Origin of the sequence: Guptibacillus sedimenti, from assembly GCF_028610665.1 — a bacterium.
Taxonomy (GTDB): Bacteria; Bacillota; Bacilli; order Bacillales; family Guptibacillaceae; genus Guptibacillus; species Guptibacillus sedimenti.
Genome location: NZ_JAQQWV010000001.1, coordinates 53020 through 69096, shown reverse-complemented (window position 1 = coordinate 69096; position 16077 = coordinate 53020). Strand labels below are relative to the sequence as shown.

The 16077-nt window shown below is 40.8% G+C and carries 17 protein-coding genes; 7 read left to right on the top strand and 10 right to left on the bottom strand.

Annotation, left to right across the window (positions count from 1 at the left end):
- Positions 1-118 precede the first annotated feature (118 nt).
- Positions 119-1075, top strand: a complete 957-nt coding sequence (locus tag PQ578_RS00310) for an ABC transporter substrate-binding protein (protein ID WP_273831686.1) — start codon at positions 119-121, stop codon at positions 1073-1075.
- Positions 1076-1235: 160 nt separating this feature from the next.
- Positions 1236-2153: a zinc dependent phospholipase C family protein gene (locus tag PQ578_RS00305; protein WP_273831685.1), complete on the top strand. Its 918-nt coding sequence runs from the start codon at positions 1236-1238 to the stop codon at positions 2151-2153.
- Between the two features lie 118 nt (positions 2154-2271).
- Here the strand turns inward: PQ578_RS00305 and PQ578_RS00300 are convergent, their stop codons facing one another.
- Positions 2272-3558 (bottom strand): MFS transporter, encoded by a 1287-nt coding sequence (locus tag PQ578_RS00300; protein WP_273831684.1) that lies wholly within the window; start codon positions 3556-3558, stop codon positions 2272-2274.
- Positions 3559-3720: 162 nt separating this feature from the next.
- Here PQ578_RS00300 and PQ578_RS00295 point away from each other — a divergent pair, with 162 nt between their 5' ends.
- Positions 3721-4029 (top strand): protein YxiS, encoded by a 309-nt coding sequence (locus PQ578_RS00295; protein WP_098445518.1) that lies wholly within the window; start codon positions 3721-3723, stop codon positions 4027-4029.
- Positions 4030-4116: 87 nt separating this feature from the next.
- Here PQ578_RS00295 and PQ578_RS00290 read toward each other — a convergent pair whose 3' ends face one another.
- Positions 4117-4995, bottom strand: coding sequence for an NAD(P)-dependent oxidoreductase (locus PQ578_RS00290; protein WP_273831683.1), 879 nt, complete (start codon positions 4993-4995; stop codon positions 4117-4119).
- Positions 4996-5073: 78 nt separating this feature from the next.
- On the opposite strand from PQ578_RS00290, the gene PQ578_RS00285 reads away from it, so the two are divergent.
- A complete protein-coding gene (locus tag PQ578_RS00285) occupies positions 5074-6030 on the top strand; it encodes a YndJ family protein (protein WP_273831682.1) in 957 nt (318 codons plus the stop codon).
- A gap of 15 nt (positions 6031-6045) precedes the next feature.
- Here the strand turns inward: PQ578_RS00285 and wrbA are convergent, their stop codons facing one another.
- The 3 genes from wrbA to PQ578_RS00270 form a co-directional block, all read right to left on the bottom strand.
- Entirely contained in the window at positions 6046-6675 is a 630-nt protein-coding gene (wrbA, locus tag PQ578_RS00280) for an NAD(P)H:quinone oxidoreductase (protein WP_273831681.1), read from the bottom strand.
- Positions 6676-6810: 135 nt separating this feature from the next.
- Positions 6811-7260 (bottom strand): MarR family winged helix-turn-helix transcriptional regulator, encoded by a 450-nt coding sequence (locus tag PQ578_RS00275; protein WP_273831680.1) that lies wholly within the window; start codon positions 7258-7260, stop codon positions 6811-6813.
- Between the two features lie 81 nt (positions 7261-7341).
- Positions 7342-7794: a MarR family winged helix-turn-helix transcriptional regulator gene (locus PQ578_RS00270; protein WP_420541524.1), complete on the bottom strand. Its 453-nt coding sequence runs from the start codon at positions 7792-7794 to the stop codon at positions 7342-7344.
- Positions 7795-7981: 187 nt separating this feature from the next.
- Here PQ578_RS00270 and PQ578_RS00265 point away from each other — a divergent pair, with 187 nt between their 5' ends.
- Positions 7982-8404: an organic hydroperoxide resistance protein gene (locus tag PQ578_RS00265; RefSeq protein WP_273831678.1), complete on the top strand. Its 423-nt coding sequence runs from the start codon at positions 7982-7984 to the stop codon at positions 8402-8404.
- A gap of 446 nt (positions 8405-8850) precedes the next feature.
- Here PQ578_RS00265 and PQ578_RS00260 read toward each other — a convergent pair whose 3' ends face one another.
- Together PQ578_RS00260 and PQ578_RS00255 are read right to left on the bottom strand one after the other, a co-directional pair.
- Positions 8851-9480 (bottom strand): hypothetical protein, encoded by a 630-nt coding sequence (locus PQ578_RS00260; RefSeq protein ID WP_224881291.1) that lies wholly within the window; start codon positions 9478-9480, stop codon positions 8851-8853.
- A gap of 116 nt (positions 9481-9596) precedes the next feature.
- Positions 9597-10283 carry a hypothetical protein gene (locus PQ578_RS00255; protein ID WP_273831677.1) on the bottom strand — a complete coding sequence of 229 codons (687 nt, stop codon included), beginning with the start codon at positions 10281-10283 and terminating at the stop codon, positions 9597-9599.
- A gap of 271 nt (positions 10284-10554) precedes the next feature.
- On the opposite strand from PQ578_RS00255, the gene PQ578_RS00250 reads away from it, so the two are divergent.
- The gene (locus PQ578_RS00250) at positions 10555-11358 is read left to right on the top strand and encodes an MBL fold metallo-hydrolase (protein ID WP_273831676.1); all 804 of its coding nucleotides are present in this window, start codon (positions 10555-10557) and stop codon (positions 11356-11358) included.
- A 24-nt stretch (positions 11359-11382) separates the two neighbouring features.
- Here the strand turns inward: PQ578_RS00250 and PQ578_RS00245 are convergent, their stop codons facing one another.
- The 3 genes from PQ578_RS00245 to msrB all read right to left on the bottom strand — a co-directional run bounded on the left by PQ578_RS00245 (position 11383) and on the right by msrB (position 14524).
- Positions 11383-12459 carry a GGDEF domain-containing protein gene (locus PQ578_RS00245; protein WP_273831675.1) on the bottom strand — a complete coding sequence of 359 codons (1077 nt, stop codon included), beginning with the start codon at positions 12457-12459 and terminating at the stop codon, positions 11383-11385.
- Between the two features lie 116 nt (positions 12460-12575).
- Positions 12576-13571: an NAD(P)/FAD-dependent oxidoreductase gene (locus PQ578_RS00240; RefSeq protein ID WP_273831674.1), complete on the bottom strand. Its 996-nt coding sequence runs from the start codon at positions 13569-13571 to the stop codon at positions 12576-12578.
- The gene (gene msrB / locus PQ578_RS00235) at positions 13568-14524 is read right to left on the bottom strand and encodes a peptide-methionine (R)-S-oxide reductase MsrB (RefSeq protein ID WP_273831673.1); all 957 of its coding nucleotides are present in this window, start codon (positions 14522-14524) and stop codon (positions 13568-13570) included. The genes PQ578_RS00240 and msrB overlap by 4 nt, the downstream gene beginning before the upstream one ends.
- A gap of 249 nt (positions 14525-14773) precedes the next feature.
- Between msrB and PQ578_RS00230 the strand changes: the two genes are divergently transcribed.
- Complete coding sequence (locus PQ578_RS00230) at positions 14774-16006, top strand: aminopeptidase (RefSeq protein ID WP_273831672.1); 1233 nt, start codon at positions 14774-14776, stop codon at positions 16004-16006.
- Positions 16007-16077 lie beyond the last annotated feature (71 nt).

Below are 16077 nucleotides of genomic sequence, written 5' to 3'. Positions count from 1 at the left end.
TGAAAACGTGTCAATGAATTTGAGAATCAATCTCATTTAACTATTGACTCTTGTGTGACAATTCAGTATGATTACATCGTAAATGAAAACGATTATCACTAACAAGGAGGAAATACATATGTTCAAAAAAAGTTGGCTCATCGTTTCCCTTGCAGCATTTATGGTTTTAGCTGCTTGTGGAACGAGCGGAAATAATGAAAATAGCAGCTCGGGTGAAAAACAGGAAGAGGAATCGACTCGTACAGTAACGCACGCGATGGGTGAATCAGAAGTTCCAGAAAATCCTGAAAAAGTTGTTATTTTAACAAATGAAGGAACGGAAGCTTTACTTGCAATGGATGTAAAACCTGTCGGCGCAGTGCAATCATGGCTCGGTGATCCTTGGTACGATCATATTTCTGACGACATGAAAGACGTTGAAGTTGTCGGAACGGAAAGTGAAGTAAACCTTGAGGCTGTTGCTGCACTAAAGCCTGATCTCATTATCGGAAATAAGCTTCGTCAAGAAGACATTTATGATCAGCTTAGCGCAATTGCTCCAACGGTTTATTCCGAAACGTTAAAAGGTGACTGGCAGGAGAACTTTGAATTTTATGCCAAAGCACTAAACAAAGAAGATAAAGGCGAAGAAGTAATGAATGCCTATAGTGATCGCATTGATTCAATGAGCGAGGAGCTTGGTGATCAGCTAGACAAAAAGGTCTCCGTTGTACGTTTCCTAGCTGGCCAAACGAGAATTTACTACAAAGACTCTTTCTCAGGGGTTATACTTGAGCAGCTCGGCTTTGCTCGTCCAGAATCTCAGCAAAAAGAAGATTTCGCTGAAGAAGTAACAAAAGAACGCATCCCAGAAATGGATGGCGACGTCCTCTTCTACTTCACATATGAAGCTGGAGACGGTGAAGCGAATTCCACTGCTGAAGAATGGACGAATGATCCGCTTTGGAACAATCTACAGGTTGTAAAAGACGGAAATGTTCATGAAGTAAGTGATGCAATTTGGAATACGTCTGGTGGCGTACTTTCCGCTAACTTGATGCTTGATGATATCAAAGAAGTCTTTTTAGGTGAATAGGATGTAATGAAAGCTCGGCCAATGCCGGGCTTTTTTGATTATCCTTTCACAAATAAGGGAATTGGTTTAGGAGATGGTTTTCTTTTCGTAAGAAAGTGGCAAGAAGACGGGTTCTCATCAGGTATACTAATAGAAAGACATATAAGGAGGGGATAAATCGATGCCTAATGTCTGGACACATATTTTATTCGGTGAAGAAGCTGCGATGGAAGCCGGCATATGGAACACGATCAAAGGTGACCTGCCTTACTTTCGACTTGGTGCTCAGGGACCCGACCCTTTCTTTTACCATAATTTCTGGCCGTGGAAAAAAAATAAGCCGGTGCAGGAAGTTGGTTCTGCTCTTCATCAAGATCATTGCGGCCCATTCCTCATGGAAATGATTGAATATGGAAAGCAAGATGATCCGATGCTGCGAGCTTATATTCTTGGCTTTGTGACGCATCATATTCTGGATCGAAACACTCACCCCTATATCCACTACCGTTCTGGTCTTGAAGGCAACAGACATCAGCAGCTTGAAATCATTATTGATACCATTTTGATGAAAGAATATAAAGATGTGGAAACTTGGAAAACCCCCGTTTATCAAGAAATCCAAATTGGAAAATCACTCTATCCTCCCATTGAACTGATGCTTTATGAATGTATTCAATCTTTTTATCCTGAGACAGCTGAACGCATGCCAGAGGATTACATTAACCAATCTTATCGCGATATGGTCCTTGCGCTTAAACTATTATTTGACCCGCACGGATGGAAAAATCAGCTTTTAAAGAAACAAGTCTCCTCTTTTTCCTATCGAAAACAAATCGGTGATGAAGATTATTTAAATCGAGAAGGAACACCATGGATTCACCCCGCGGTGAAAGACGAGGAATCAACCGCAACTTTTGAAGAGCTGCTTGAGCAAGCGAAAGAAGAAGCAACGAATATCCTCCCTCTCATCCATGACTACTGGCACAACGAAGAAAATTGTATGACGGAACTGAAGACACAAATTGGCAACCGCTCGTATGACACAGGAAAAGATAGCACCCTTCCACTTGAATTAAAACACTTCGACCCTATTTTGTAAGGGGTTTCAAGATAAAAAAAGGCTCAGAGCAGGTGGGTATGCTGCTCTGAGCCTCATTTGTGGCCTGGGAACTGACTTTTACGTTACATGAACGCGAATTCCGCAATTCCATTAACCCCTATACATCCAGCCCTTCACTTGCCATAACAACCTTCGCCTGCTCTTTCCCTTGATCGATGTTTACTTTGTTAAGTAAATAGATGCCTGCTAAGAAAAAGACGACGAGTGAAACGATACCAAGACGGCTTGATCCCGTTACTTGGCCAACGAAGGCAAAGAGAAAAGGACCGAAAATCGCTGAAAATTTAGCGGAAATGCCGTAAAATCCGTAAAACTCTGCATGTCTGTGATCGGGAACCATACTTCCAAAAATCGATCGACTTAATGCCTGAGCACCTCCCTGAACGAAGCCGACCATGATTGCAAGCAGATAGAAATGCGTGGCGGTAGTCATGAAATAACCAAGAAAGACAATCCCAACGTAAATCCACAGTGCGAGCATAAGCGCTCGCTTAGGGCGAATTTTTTTAGCCAAGTAGCCGAATAAAAACGCGAAGGGAATTCCTACAAACTGCGTGATGAGGAGCGCAGCGATTAAATCATTCGCATCAATGCCGATATCTCTGCCATAAATCGTCGCCATTTTTATAATGGTCGATATTCCATCGTTAAATAACCAGAAAGCGACAAGGAAAAGAAGGAGCTGTTTGTAGTGGTTTAACTCCTTGAACGTCGTGCGAAGCCTTTTAAACCCGATCGTCGCATAGGAGCCGCTTAACTTAGGCTGAGTATGTTCCACTTCTTTCACGTTTTTGAACATGGGGATGGAGAAGATAAACCACCATACGCCAACGCTAGCGAATGAAAGTTGCGTGGCGACAAGCGTATTCGGAAGAAAAAACCAGGATGGATTTAGGATCATCATCAGATTCACGAGAAGGAGCAGGCCACCGCCAATATACCCAAACGCATAGCCTCTTGCTGAAATGCGATCAATCTCTTCTCCTTTTGCGATTTCCGGTAAAAATGCATCGTAAAAGACGTTGCTTCCCGAGAAACCGATCGTACCAAAGATTAATAGAATTGAAGCAAACAGGTAGCCTCCCTCGCCCACAAACGCCATTAAGATGCTTGCGATCATTCCCATGTAGGCAAAAAAGCGCAAAAATACTTTTTTAGAATTGGAGTAATCTGCAATGGCACCGAGTACGGGTGCCAGAATCGCAACAATTAAAACAGCGATCGATTGCGAATAGCCCCAGTAAGAAGTAGCAAGATTTTGATCAATGTTTTTGGCAGCAACATCATAATAGAAAACAGGTAAAACGGCTGCCATCATTGTTGTTGCGAAAGCAGAATTAGCAAAGTCATACATCATCCAGCTACGAATCTCTTTTTTCCTCATCTCTTTGCCCCCATGTTGTTCATTTTCTTTCAGCATATCAGGTCTCAACGTCTCATTCTTCGCGCTGGAATACTCTTCATAAACCTTTTACAACGAGCAGACTTGCCACACATTCTTGGTGCGAGTACACTTACGGTAGAGTGATGAAACGGAGGTCGTCCTATGGACCAAAATGATATTCAAAACAAAGTGATCGAAAACTATCAGCGTGATGAAAACATGATGATTCTTGTCTTTGCCCAGTGGTGCGTCAATAATGACTTGAATCCAGAAACGCTTTACGAGAAAGCTTATCCTGATCAAATTAATAACCCTGCTCTCAAGCAAAGTATCGAACTCGTCGTGCCGAAAGAAGAATCAGAACATATCCCTGATCAAACGGTAATGGGTGTCCTTTCCCTCTTTGGTAATGATGATCTTGCATTTGTTGTATCTGAAGAGATCGAAAAACGTTCAAAACCAGAGAAATAGTTGTTTCATAGAGTTTATTCGATAGGAGAGGGAAACTTCCCTTTTAAACTCAATGAAAGCCCCGGAGCATAAGCTCTGGGGCTTCGTTTAGTTTGTATCGCGAAATAACTTTACGAGTGCCTGCGTGCCACTATCTTCTTCGCCACGCTCAGCAAGATCTTCATATAACTTCTTCGAAAGTTCAAGTCCTGGGGTTAACATTCCCATTTGTTTGGCGGACTCAAGGGCAATCGTCATATCTTTTATAAAATGCTTTACATAAAAGCCAGGCTCGAACCGATTAGAGATCATTCTTGGAGCCAGATTGCTTAGTGACCAGCTTCCAGCAGCACCGAATTCAATGCTCTCAAGGACCGTTGTCGGATTTAATCCTGCTTTTTCAGCATAAACAATCGCTTCAGAAACGCCAATCATGTTGCTGGCAATCGCGATTTGGTTGCACATTTTCGTATGTTGGCCTGCTCCAGCTGGTCCTTGGAGAACGATGTTTTGACCCATTACTTCAAAAATAGGCTGAACGTTTTCGAAAACTTCTAATTCACCGCCTACCATAATCGATAGCTTTCCTTCTTTGGCACCAACGTCTCCCCCTGATACAGGTGCATCAAGCGCGTAGAGCTGCTTGGACAAAGCATGCTGATAAATTTCTTCGGCTAGCGCTGAGCTTGAGGTTGTCATATCAATTAATATAGAATGCGCTCGTGCATGTTCAAGCAGCCCATTCTTACCTATGTATACCTCTTCTACATCTTTCGGGTAACCGACCATCGTGATGATCACATCAGCATTCTCCGCCACATCCTTCACTTCGTCGTACCATTCTGCCCCTTCTTGAATAAGGGCTTCAGCCTTCTGTTTTGTTCGCGTTGAGATAAGGGTCCGGTATCCTGCTTTGATCAAGTTTCGAACCATGCTTTCCCCCATAACGCCGATTCCAATAAACCCGAGTACTGGCTTTTTCTCCATAGTAAATCGCCTCTCTTCCCAGAATTTCCTTTTCTAACACTTGTCTTCATCGTACACTAAAGAAGAGGTGAATTCCTAATGAAAACAAGTAGTTTTGCCGGTCTATTTATATGGATTGCGTTCGTTGTAACAAAATTGATCACAACCCCGATCGATACGCTTCAATATGTGATGATTTTATTAATGTTCGCCTATCTGGTACTCGTTCCGCTAACGCTGAACCTTGTATCACAAAAAAAGAATGTTTTCTACCATTATGCCACCCGTTTACAACTTGCTTCAGCTGTCCTAACGGGCATTTCCTTCTTTCTTGAACAAGGAATGTTAGCAGCTCTGCTAGCCGTTCCATGGTTACTTACAACTAGTTTAATCGCGCTTTATGGAGTTACGCGCCTCTTGCAAACATGGAAAAAAAGCACGATTTTTGATGTGTTAATCCAACTTGGATTGATGTACGTTAGCATCGGTGGACTCTGGCTTATTTTGCACCGTTCAGGTGTGCAAATCCTTCATTTTAGCGATGTCATCGTACTGCTTACATCCATTCATTTTCACTATGCGGCATTTATTACACCGATTACGATGGCGTTCATTGGAAAACGTCTGCTGGCAAAAGCTCCTAACTTAAAACCCTTGTTTAAACTGATCGCCATCCTTGTCTTATTTGGCCCACCGTTTATCGCAACAGGAATTACGCTTTCAGATTCATTACCTGTTCTTGAGTTTATTTCAGTCGTTGAATTTGTCACACCGCTAATCATCTTTTCAATCCTTTGCCTCGTCTACTTAGTACCAACACTTGAGTATTCGGTGCAAATGCTGTTGTCAATTTCATTCACCTCTCTCCTGTTTTCAATGAGCTCCGCGATGATCTATGGATTTGCTCATATTAATGAAACGGTGATCCTTGGCATTCCTTTAATGATCTTTTTCCATGGATTCGTCAATACATTCGGCTTCTCGCTCTTTGGGCTTCTTGGCGTAACGGCGATGCAGGAGACGAAGCCTATCAAAAAAACCAGCTTCTCCATGTGAGAAGCTGGTTTTGGCCTATTTTATATTTTTTAAGGCTCCAGCAACCTTTGCTACGCGTGCACCCAGGCGGGAAGCCATCGTTAATTCAGCTTCAACTGGCATTCTTGAGCCATCGCCACCAGCAAGAGTTGAAGCGGCATAAGGAGAGCCTCCAATGCCATCTGTTGTTAGCTGCTCAGGATTCTCACCATATGGCAGCCCAACATAGATCAAACCAAAGTGCATAAGCGGAACAAACGTTGTGAGTGCTGTCGTTTCTTGTCCCCCATGAATCGAAGCGGTACTTGTAACCACCGCCGTCGCTTTCCCTTCTAATTCACCATTCATCCAAAGTGATCCCGCTGAATCAAGATATTGTTTCATTTGAGCAGGCATGGAACCATAGCGAGTTGGGACTCCCCAGATAATCCCGTCAGCCCAGCGTAAATCATCAAGCGTCGCTTCGGTAATACTGTTTTGTGCTTCTTGTGCTTCCACGTAAGGTGGTTGATCCGACATTGCCTGTTTTACGACATCAAATTCAGGTATCTTCACGATCTTCACTTCTACATCACCAGCGCCTTTTGCACCTTCAGCTACAGACTGAACCATTTCGTAAATATGACCATACGCGCTGTAATACGGAATTAAAATTTTTGTACTCATTTTTCCACTCCTTTTCACTCGGTTCGTTTTGTTCGCCATTTACTTTGAATTCATTTATCTCTACTTCAAGATATACCCTTTTCTTCTTAATCCAAACATTTAAAAGGGTAAAAATGGATAAAAAAAGAGAAGCTTTTACAGCTCCTCCGCGTAATGACCCAATTTTTTTAGTAATGTAATAGCCGTTTCTTTCTCTTGCTCATCCAATCCGGCAAAAATCGATTGTACTTGTTTCTCATGGTTAGGAAAAATACGATCCATTAACTTTTTACCTTCATCTGTGATAACGGCATGTGTAATCCGACGATCGTTCGGGCATGGATTACGCGTTAAGTACCCTTTTCCTTCAAGCTTATCGACCACATACGTAATGCTTCCACTTGCGAGTAAAATTTTCTCACCAATTTGCTGTAGTGGCTGATTACCTTTGTGATAAAGCAATTCGAGAACGGCAAATTCCGTTGGATTCAGTCCATAGCTTTGAATATCTGTTTTAATATGATCGGTAACAGAGCGATTCGATCTAGCCAGGACAATGAATAGCTTTAGTGAAAGCTCACGATCTTTTTCATTCATAACGTTCACCCTTAACTTCTAATATCTTGAATTCGAGATAATTATACTTAATTCCAATTCCTTCTGTCAACTCTTTCAAAAAAGACGGTACTATTTTTCATTAACAGAGTGGATATGATCGAGCAGCTGTTGAAATCCCGTTAGTGCTTTCTTGAATTCTTCTTTCGATAAGCCACTATTTGCCGCCATCGCGTCAGGAATAATGGAGGCTTTATCTCTTAACTCTTCCCCTTTTGGCGTTAAATGAACCATCACTCGACGCTCATCTTCTTTTGAACGTTCACGTTTCACTAGACCCGCTTCTTCCATCCGTTTTAACAGCGGCGTTAACGTACCAGAATCTAAGTAAAGCTCGGCACCGAGCGCTTTTACCGATGTTTCATGATGCTCCCAAAGAACAAGCAAGACAAGATATTGCGGATACGTCAGGCCAAGCTGATCTAAATAAGGACGATACATCTTCGTAATTTCTCTTGAACAAGCATATACAGAAAAACAGAGCTGGTTCTCTAGTTTTAATTGTTCATTATGGTTCATAGTAATCCCTTCTTTACAATAAGTTGTGCACAATCAACTTATCCCGATTTAGCCCTGTTGTCAACAAGAGCGTTTCCTAACTTTTTACAAGAAGAACGAGTTCCCCTTTGTTGACAGATGAAAAGTGGTGCGTTATATTTAATCTTGTAAAATTAAATTGTGCACAAACTAAATAACAAGGAGGAATTTTATTATGAATTCACTATACACAGCAAAAGCAACTGCTCACGGCGGCAGACAGGGTAAAGTAGAATCTTCAGACGGCGTAATCAATATGGATCTTCGTATGCCAAAGGAACTTGGTGGTCAGGGGGGAGAAGCAACAAACCCTGAACAACTGTTTGCAGCTGGATATGCTGCTTGTTTCGATAGCGCACTAAACATGGTTGCCCGCATGAAACGTATTAAAATTAAAGATACGGTAGTTGAAGCTCACATTTCGATCGGAAAAGAAGAGGACGGCGCATTTGGCCTTAGCGCGAAACTTCACGTTACGATCCCTGGCGTTGATCAAGCGACTGCTGAGGAGCTTGTCGAAGCTGCGCACCAAACGTGCCCTTACTCAAGAGCAACGCGTGGAAATATGGAAGTTGAACTAGAAGCAATTTCTAAATAATATAAAGGTTACTATTTCTCATATCCAGTTTATAACGGTATAAAAGCACATTTTTTCTTGGATTATCAAAAAGCACATTGGTCTTAACTTGCCCAATGTGCTTTCTCAATAAAACTATCTTTTAACGGTTTTGTTGAGGATATCTCTTCTATAAATCACAAGAACACGAACAGCAACGCTGACATGTTCTGTGATAAGTACAAGGTTTACAAATACAACAATAGCACGTATGTCTTGTAGAGCCACAACAACAATGCGAGCATTCCTTTTCTTCTATTCGAAGTATACTTTTTTTCTTCTTGCAACAAGACTTATTTGTTTTCCAATACTTTTCTGCATGACATTCATGGCACATAATATCTCACCTTCCTTTTCTATTAAATTATGTTTAAAAATAAAAAAGGAATAGATGAAACTACCACGGTATTTGCACTAATCTTTATATCTTAATCATAAGACATATATTTACCTAAAAGACTTTTAGGTTTTTTTTCATGACAATCGCAACATTCTGGTTCAACATATTCTATATGGTTTTTTTCACACACTGGTGAATTTACTTTAAAGTGCTCATTATTGCAGCGATCTTCATTTATGTCACCCAAAATAGTAACACTAACTTTCCCTATTTTTTCTCGTATCACAGTGAGTTGTAAACTAAAGATTGCCTTGAGGATAATGATTCCGCATCCCCGCTCCTCGTAAATAAATTGAGGCTCCAGTACTCCTTCTAAAATGGGTGGAGTTGTTTTATACTCATCACCAGGACATACTTCTTCACATATTAATTCATGTTGAAACGGCAAAGTTATCGTATCAATTATACTTCCATCACAAATAAGCTTTCCTTTAATGAAACCCTGAAGAATCACTAATCCCTTTAACAAAGACACCTGCAAATTCATACTATTCAAGTCCGGAACAAATTTACATTTTTTGATTTTAGGATGAATTTCAATATCCTTTTTTGTATAAGCACTGATTGTCAGTTTCTTTGATAAAATGATCGATTGAATTAAGACCATTTCATTTACATTCACAATATCTTTGCACTGACCGTTTTGTTCAATTGACATCATTAGCCCCCCGAAAAATCTTTTTATATAAAACAGGATATGTTGACCCTTACTTATCTGTTCTGTATAAAAATAGAAAACAAAAAAACCGGGTAAATAACCCCGGTCACTTTAACTTACCCAAAGAACGTTCTTGTCTGCGAAGTAGGAGTCGTAATTTGATCTGTTACACAACGATCCTCATTAATATCACCAATGACTTTAACAGAAGCCTCGACAAGCTTTTCTCTAGAAACTGTAATCTGAGTTCTAATAATGACTTTAAAAGTAAGTGTTCCTAGGGTGAGGGCATCACCAATACTAATAACTGGAGTGAATACTGGTTCCAAAACCCCTTCAATAATTGGTCGCGTTTCTTGTAAGTCATCTCCTGGACAAGCTCCCGGGCATTCTGTTTCAGCTTGGAAAGGTAAGTTTAGGCTAACTGCAGGTAAAGCAACACCTGCAACTGAAATAATGACAGATACAGGTACGTATCCAGAGTTAACAACCTTTCCTTCTAACAAAGTACCTCTCATAACGATATTGTTTGGATCTGCTGTTACATCAAAAGTTAGAAGATCTGGATCAGTACCAGCTGGTATACCTAGATCCAATAAATCTAAACGAGCTTCCGCTACTTTCTGTACACGCTTGCTACAAATAACGGACAACACTTTCAAACATTCAATACTAGAGTTATCAGCAGGACAACAAGAGTGTTGCTGATGAGACTTGTTACTGTTACACATAAAATCCAAAATATTCACTTCCCTTTTTAATTTCATTGACTTATTAATCAATGTTAATAGTAATTTATTCAAAAAATCGCCACTTGAACTGGACAAAAGGTTAACTTGGAATACCCATTTTCAATAGTTATAGTAGAATTTCTTCACTAATAATATATTTTTCAAATTAATTGTTTGAATTAACAGTAATTAAGTAAATGAAACTTTTTCACACAGTACTTTTTATTATCTCTACAGTTCTAAAGCAGCTCTCTCTAGTCTCTATCAACACTCGTTTGAACACAAAAAACCTTTTTTTCTCCGCTAAAATCGCTATACTAGATGTAGATTAGTGGAAGGTGTGATGAATTTGCTCACCGTTTCAGAATTTGATGGGGTTCAAGCGGTAAAAGGAACCTTTCAACTTGGCGGCGTTCGAATGAATGTCTATATGTACCTTGTTGACGAACTTTTAATCGACTGTGGTCCAAGTCGTCTTCAAAAAGATATCAGTGATTTTCTTTCAAATGAACGCTTTACCCAAATAATCTTAACGCATCACCATGAAGATCATACTGGAAATGCTTCAATCGTACCTGGGTCGATTCCAATCTACATCCATCCGACTGGGATTCCTCTTTGTCGCGATAAGCCTCATCTTCCACTGTACCGAAGAGTATTTTGGGGATCTAGAAAGCCTTTTGCTCCAAAGGGAATTGAGCACCGCATTAAAACGAAGCATCATACATTTGAATTGCTTCATACTCCGGGGCATGCTCCTGATCATTTTGCTCTACTAGAACAGAATCAGGGATGGTTGTTTACTGGTGATCTTTATGTGATGAGTCACCCTAAAAGCATTTTCGCGTTTGAATCCATTCCGGACGTCATTCAATCACTTCATCATGTTTTAAATTATGATTTTGACACCGTTTTTTGTTCTCATGCCGGCGTTTTGCAAAATGGACGGAAGCGACTGGAGGAAAAGCTTCATTATCTTCTTTCCATACAGAACCAGGTGCTCCAAAAACACAGCGATGGAAAGACTGCATCTGTCATTCAGAAGGAACTTTTTCCTGATCGACATGTCCTCAATTACTTTTCTCTCTTTGAGAATTCATCCAAGCATATTATTACGTCGATCTTACATAAAAACGGATTACATTAACAAAAAAGCTCACGTCTCTCCTCCTTAAAGTTTGAGACGTGAGCTTTTTTCTATATATTGGTCATACCAGTAAATGATATTTCTCCCCTGTTTCTTCGCTAAATACAAACGTTCATCTGCCAGTTTCAAACAAGGCGTCATACCATTTTCGAATGGGAAAAGTGCTGTGCCAAAGCTCATTGTTATGCTAAAGCGTTCACCGTCCGCCGTAAAGGACGTATTTCGAATAGCTAGTTGAATCTTTTCAAGACGCTCTTTCGCTTCTTCAATATTTGTTGCATCAAGTAGAATGGCAAGTTCTTCTCCCCCATACCGATATGCTCTTCCACTCGTTCCGATTTGTTCTTTGAAAATATCACCAATTTTACGCAATACATTATCGCCAACCATATGTCCGAATTGATCATTCACCGCTTTAAAATAATCAATATCGGAAAGCACAACAAGTACCGGATTCCCCTGCTCAGCACAATAACGTAAATCTTCTTGGAATGACCTGTGATTGTAGAGTTCTGTTAAAAAATCTTTTCGAGCGATGTCCTCTAGCTGCGTGTTTTTCGAGCGCATCATTCGCTCTCTTGAAACGATGATCCCCCCTAATAACCCAATAAAAATTAAAAACATACAGTCTAAAAGATAAACAACAAGCCCTTCGCCGGTAAACGAATAACCACTAAAGATAAGAACACCGGTATATCCACTGCCAAGTAAAAGAGCTGCAACCATACCGCCAGTAAATTTCCAATATACGGAAACGTGTAAAATAATTAAGTAAGCGATGGGAAACATAGAACTTTCTGCACCACCAGTAAGGGCAATCAACCAGAGAAACGCAACGTAATCAAAAACCACGCTTAATTTAGTCATATATTGATATCTTTTTGAGTTCAAAGGAGTACGGTGAAGCGCGAATTCAGCAATCGTCATATAAACGACGCCAAATAAAAACAAAACTAAAAAAGAGAGGCTCGTTCCTTGTAAGAGAAAGTAGTAATATCCACCTGCAATAACGAGAAAAACCCATCGAAATAGGGATAAAATCGTTTCAATCGAATGATCGTTTTGTTTTTTCACATTCACTTCATTTTCAACCCTTTTCATATTGACCTTTTCCAATAATGAAATTTTTTCCACATATTCTATTATAACGAAAATAAACTAGACATTCGATTGTTTTCATAACTTTCTAAAACATTCCAATGCAAAAAAAGAAGGCTTCACGTAGAAGCCTTCCCGTTCAAAAACTGCTGCATGGCATCGGCGACAGATAGCCCTGATACGACAGCACTTTCGATTCGCGTTTTTCCTGTTTCATCCTCTTCATGTAAGAAAGCATCTCCTGCAACGAAAACAGCTTCATTCATAGACATCTGCAGAAATGGATGGGGATAGACGCGGTCTGCCTGAGCGTAGCGCCATCTTTTTAACTGCCGATTATTAATAAATTCATTTGGAAGGAGAAAATCTAACCTCGATAATATTTCATCTATGATTTCATCATCGCCATGATCATAATAAGCTTTTGAGAAATCAGACGTTGCATATATGGTTAGGATTTTTTCCTCAGAAATCCCCTTAGCATGGCTATCCACAACACGCTCAATGCCATCAGGTAAATCGGTGTCCTTGTGACCTTCAGGCGAAAGAAAAGCGAGTTCACCCTTTAACGTCATAAGACAAACGAGCGCAGGATCGAAATGAATGTCCCTAAGTGATTCCATTGTATCTTCTGTAAAAAGCACATCACTTCTTTCCAATAATTGTACCGTTTGAGGTGCTGGTGGCGTTAGAAGAATCGCATTGGATGTTACTTGCTCACCTTCCTCAGAAATGACCACATATTTCTCATCATCGTGAATGATGCGGTTCACTTTAAACGGGTGGTGAACTGGGACTTTACTTGCAAGATTTTTCACTAGTTGATTCATTCCGTTTGTTGCTTTATATCTTGCATGTTTCTGTCCAAACCACTTCGATACCCAGCCGTTGGTCTCCCATTCATCGACTAGCTGCTGAAACGAATCGGTTCGAACGGTAAAGAATTGCGCCCCATGATCAGCGCGGCCACCGTCAATCCTTCGTGTTGCGAGACGGCCACCGACGCTTTTGCTTTTATCAAGTACAAGTACTTCAAATCCAGCTTTCATTAGCTTTCTAGCCGCCAAAATTCCAGCAATACCGCCACCTATGATGGCAACATCAACTTCTCTCATTCAAACAATACTCGGTATTCGCCGTATCCTTCTTCTTCTAGACTTTCTTTAGGAACGAATTTCATTGCTGCTGAATTGATGCAGTAGCGTAGCCCATTTTCTTCAGGTCCATCATTAAAGACATGGCCGAGATGAGAATCCGCTTCCTTACTTCGCACTTCTGTTCGAATCATAAAGTGACTGAAGTCTTTCTTTTCTTTGACAAAATGGTTGTTGATTGGCTGAGTAAAACTTGGCCAGCCGCACCCTGCGTCATACTGATCGGTTGAGCTAAACAACGGTTCACCCGATACGATATCCACATAGATACCTGGTTTTGCATTATCGTAATACTCGTTCTGGAACGGACGCTCTGTACCGTTTTTTTGTGTTACTTCATATTGAATGTCTGTAAGACGGCTCCGAAGCTCGTCATCGTTCTTTTCAAAAGCCCAGTTTTTTTCTATAAAATCAGCACGACCTGATCCTTTTTTGTAGCGATTGTAGTGAGCAGGATTTTTCTTATGGTAATCCTGGTGATAATCCTCCGCAGGGTAAAATGGTTTAGCTGGAAGAATTTTTGTCACGATCGGTTTTGAAAAACGACCGCTTGCTTCTAAATCTTTGCGTGACTGTTCAGCAAGGCGCTCTTGCTCTTCATTATGGGTGTAGATCGCTGTAATATACGTATCACCGCGATCAAAGAACTGCCCTCCTGCATCTGTCGGATCAATTTGACGCCAGAACAGATCAAGCAATTTACTATATGGGAAAACATTTGGGTCAAATGTGATTTGGACAGCCTCTACGTGCCCTGTCGATTTTGAAATCACTTCCTCGTATGTTGGATAAGGCTTTTCTCCACCTGTATAGCCCGATACGATACTTTGAATGCCAGGCATTTCTTCAAATGGTTCAACCATACACCAGAAACAACCTCCAGCAAATGTTGCAAGCTCATAATTCGTACTCATTCTCTATCACTCCAATATAGAAGATTTATCCTCACCTCAAGTGAGGGTGATTGTCGGGACCTGCTCAACTAACTTCTGGGAAAAAGCTCCCTCAGTTCAAAGTTTCACTATCTATAACATATCCGAAATGGACGGTTTATTGCCAGAAACTTGCTTTAGCAATAGGCAATCAGGGAATAATTTACTAAAATTATTGAAATCTGCTACAATTTAGTTGTATGACTATTTGGAAAAAGGAGACCTTTGACTATGGATACGTTTCATGAAAATCTTCAGAAATACGCAGATCTAGCGGTTAAAGTTGGCGTAAATATTCAAAAAGGACAAACACTTGTCGTAAACGCTCCTCTCACATCAGCTGAATTTGTGCGTAATATTGCAGAAAGTGCTTATGAAGCTGGTGCAAAGAATGTTCACGTTGAGTGGAATGACGAAATCTTAACTCGTATTAAGTATGATAAGGCACCAGATGAAGCATTCAAGGAGTTTCCAACATGGAAAGCAAAAGGATTTGAGGAATTGGCTGAAAACGGTGCAGCATTCCTTTCGATTACATCTTCCAACCCAGACCTTTTAAAAGGAGTCGATCCTGAACGAATTTCGAATGCGAGCAAAACAGCAGGAAAGGCAATGGAAGGCTACCGTAACTACATTATGTCTGATCACAACAGCTGGTCTGTTGTCGCGGTTCCTTCGAAAGCATGGGCAGAGAAAGTATTCCCTGATACACCTGAAGACGAACAAGAAGCAAAGCTGTGGGAAGCCATTTTCCAGGCGACTCGTGTATCAACAGGAAATCCGGTTCAAGCATGGAAAGAACATAGCGCAAACCTTGAACAAAAAGTGGACTATTTAAATGCGAAACATTACAGCAAGCTCCACTATCGTGCACCAGGCACTGATCTTACAATTGACCTTCCACAGGCTCATCAGTGGGTTGGTGGCATTAGCGAAAATGTGGAAGGCGATCATTTTGTCGCAAACATGCCGACAGAAGAAGTGTTCACCATTCCACATAAAAACGGCGTAAACGGCGTTGTTTCTTCAACAAAGCCGCTAAGCTATGGTGGAACAGTGATTGAAAACTTTACGCTTACATTTGAAGAAGGTCGTATCATTAAAGCTGAAGCGAAGCAAGGCAATGAAACACTTCAACATCTTATCGAAACAGATGAAGGCGCACACTACCTAGGTGAAGTTGCGCTCGTTCCTAATGATTCACCTATTTCAAATGCGGGAATCATTTTCTTTAACACGCTTTTCGACGAAAATGCTTCGAATCACCTTGCGATTGGAAATGCTTATTCTTTCTGCCTAGAAGGTGGTAAAACCATGTCGAAAGAAGAGCTTGAAGCAGCAGGAGCGAACGAAAGCGTCACGCACGTTGACTTTATGATCGGGTCCGCTGAAATGGACATTGATGGAATCAAAGAAGATGGAACTAGTGAGCCGGTCTTCCGAAAAGGAAACTGGGCAATCTAGCTCTTTAAGCAGAGCGCGTGCGCTCTGCTTTTTTGGTGCTTTAACAAATCGTTTTTACTAGGATTCTAACC

Excerpts from the sequence above, each read along its gene's own strand:
- PQ578_RS00310 (WP_273831686.1), top strand. The coding sequence starts at position 119 with ATGTTCAAAAAAAGTTGGCTCATCGTTTCCCTTGCAGCATTTATGGTT.
- PQ578_RS00305 (WP_273831685.1), top strand. The coding sequence starts at position 1,236 with ATGCCTAATGTCTGGACACATATTTTATTCGGTGAAGAAGCTGCGATG.
- PQ578_RS00300 (WP_273831684.1), bottom strand. The coding sequence starts at position 3,558 with ATGAGGAAAAAAGAGATTCGTAGCTGGATGATGTATGACTTTGCTAAT.
- PQ578_RS00295 (WP_098445518.1), top strand. The coding sequence starts at position 3,721 with ATGGACCAAAATGATATTCAAAACAAAGTGATCGAAAACTATCAGCGT.
- PQ578_RS00290 (WP_273831683.1), bottom strand. The coding sequence starts at position 4,995 with ATGGAGAAAAAGCCAGTACTCGGGTTTATTGGAATCGGCGTTATGGGG.
- PQ578_RS00285 (WP_273831682.1), top strand. The coding sequence starts at position 5,074 with ATGAAAACAAGTAGTTTTGCCGGTCTATTTATATGGATTGCGTTCGTT.
- wrbA (WP_273831681.1), bottom strand. The coding sequence starts at position 6,675 with ATGAGTACAAAAATTTTAATTCCGTATTACAGCGCGTATGGTCATATT.
- PQ578_RS00265 (WP_273831678.1), top strand. The coding sequence starts at position 7,982 with ATGAATTCACTATACACAGCAAAAGCAACTGCTCACGGCGGCAGACAG.
- PQ578_RS00260 (WP_224881291.1), bottom strand. The coding sequence starts at position 9,480 with ATGTCAATTGAACAAAACGGTCAGTGCAAAGATATTGTGAATGTAAAT.
- PQ578_RS00250 (WP_273831676.1), top strand. The coding sequence starts at position 10,555 with ATGAATTTGCTCACCGTTTCAGAATTTGATGGGGTTCAAGCGGTAAAA.
- PQ578_RS00245 (WP_273831675.1), bottom strand. The coding sequence starts at position 12,459 with ATGAAAAGGGTTGAAAATGAAGTGAATGTGAAAAAACAAAACGATCAT.
- PQ578_RS00240 (WP_273831674.1), bottom strand. The coding sequence starts at position 13,571 with ATGAGAGAAGTTGATGTTGCCATCATAGGTGGCGGTATTGCTGGAATT.
- msrB (WP_273831673.1), bottom strand. The coding sequence starts at position 14,524 with ATGAGTACGAATTATGAGCTTGCAACATTTGCTGGAGGTTGTTTCTGG.
- PQ578_RS00230 (WP_273831672.1), top strand. The coding sequence starts at position 14,774 with ATGGATACGTTTCATGAAAATCTTCAGAAATACGCAGATCTAGCGGTT.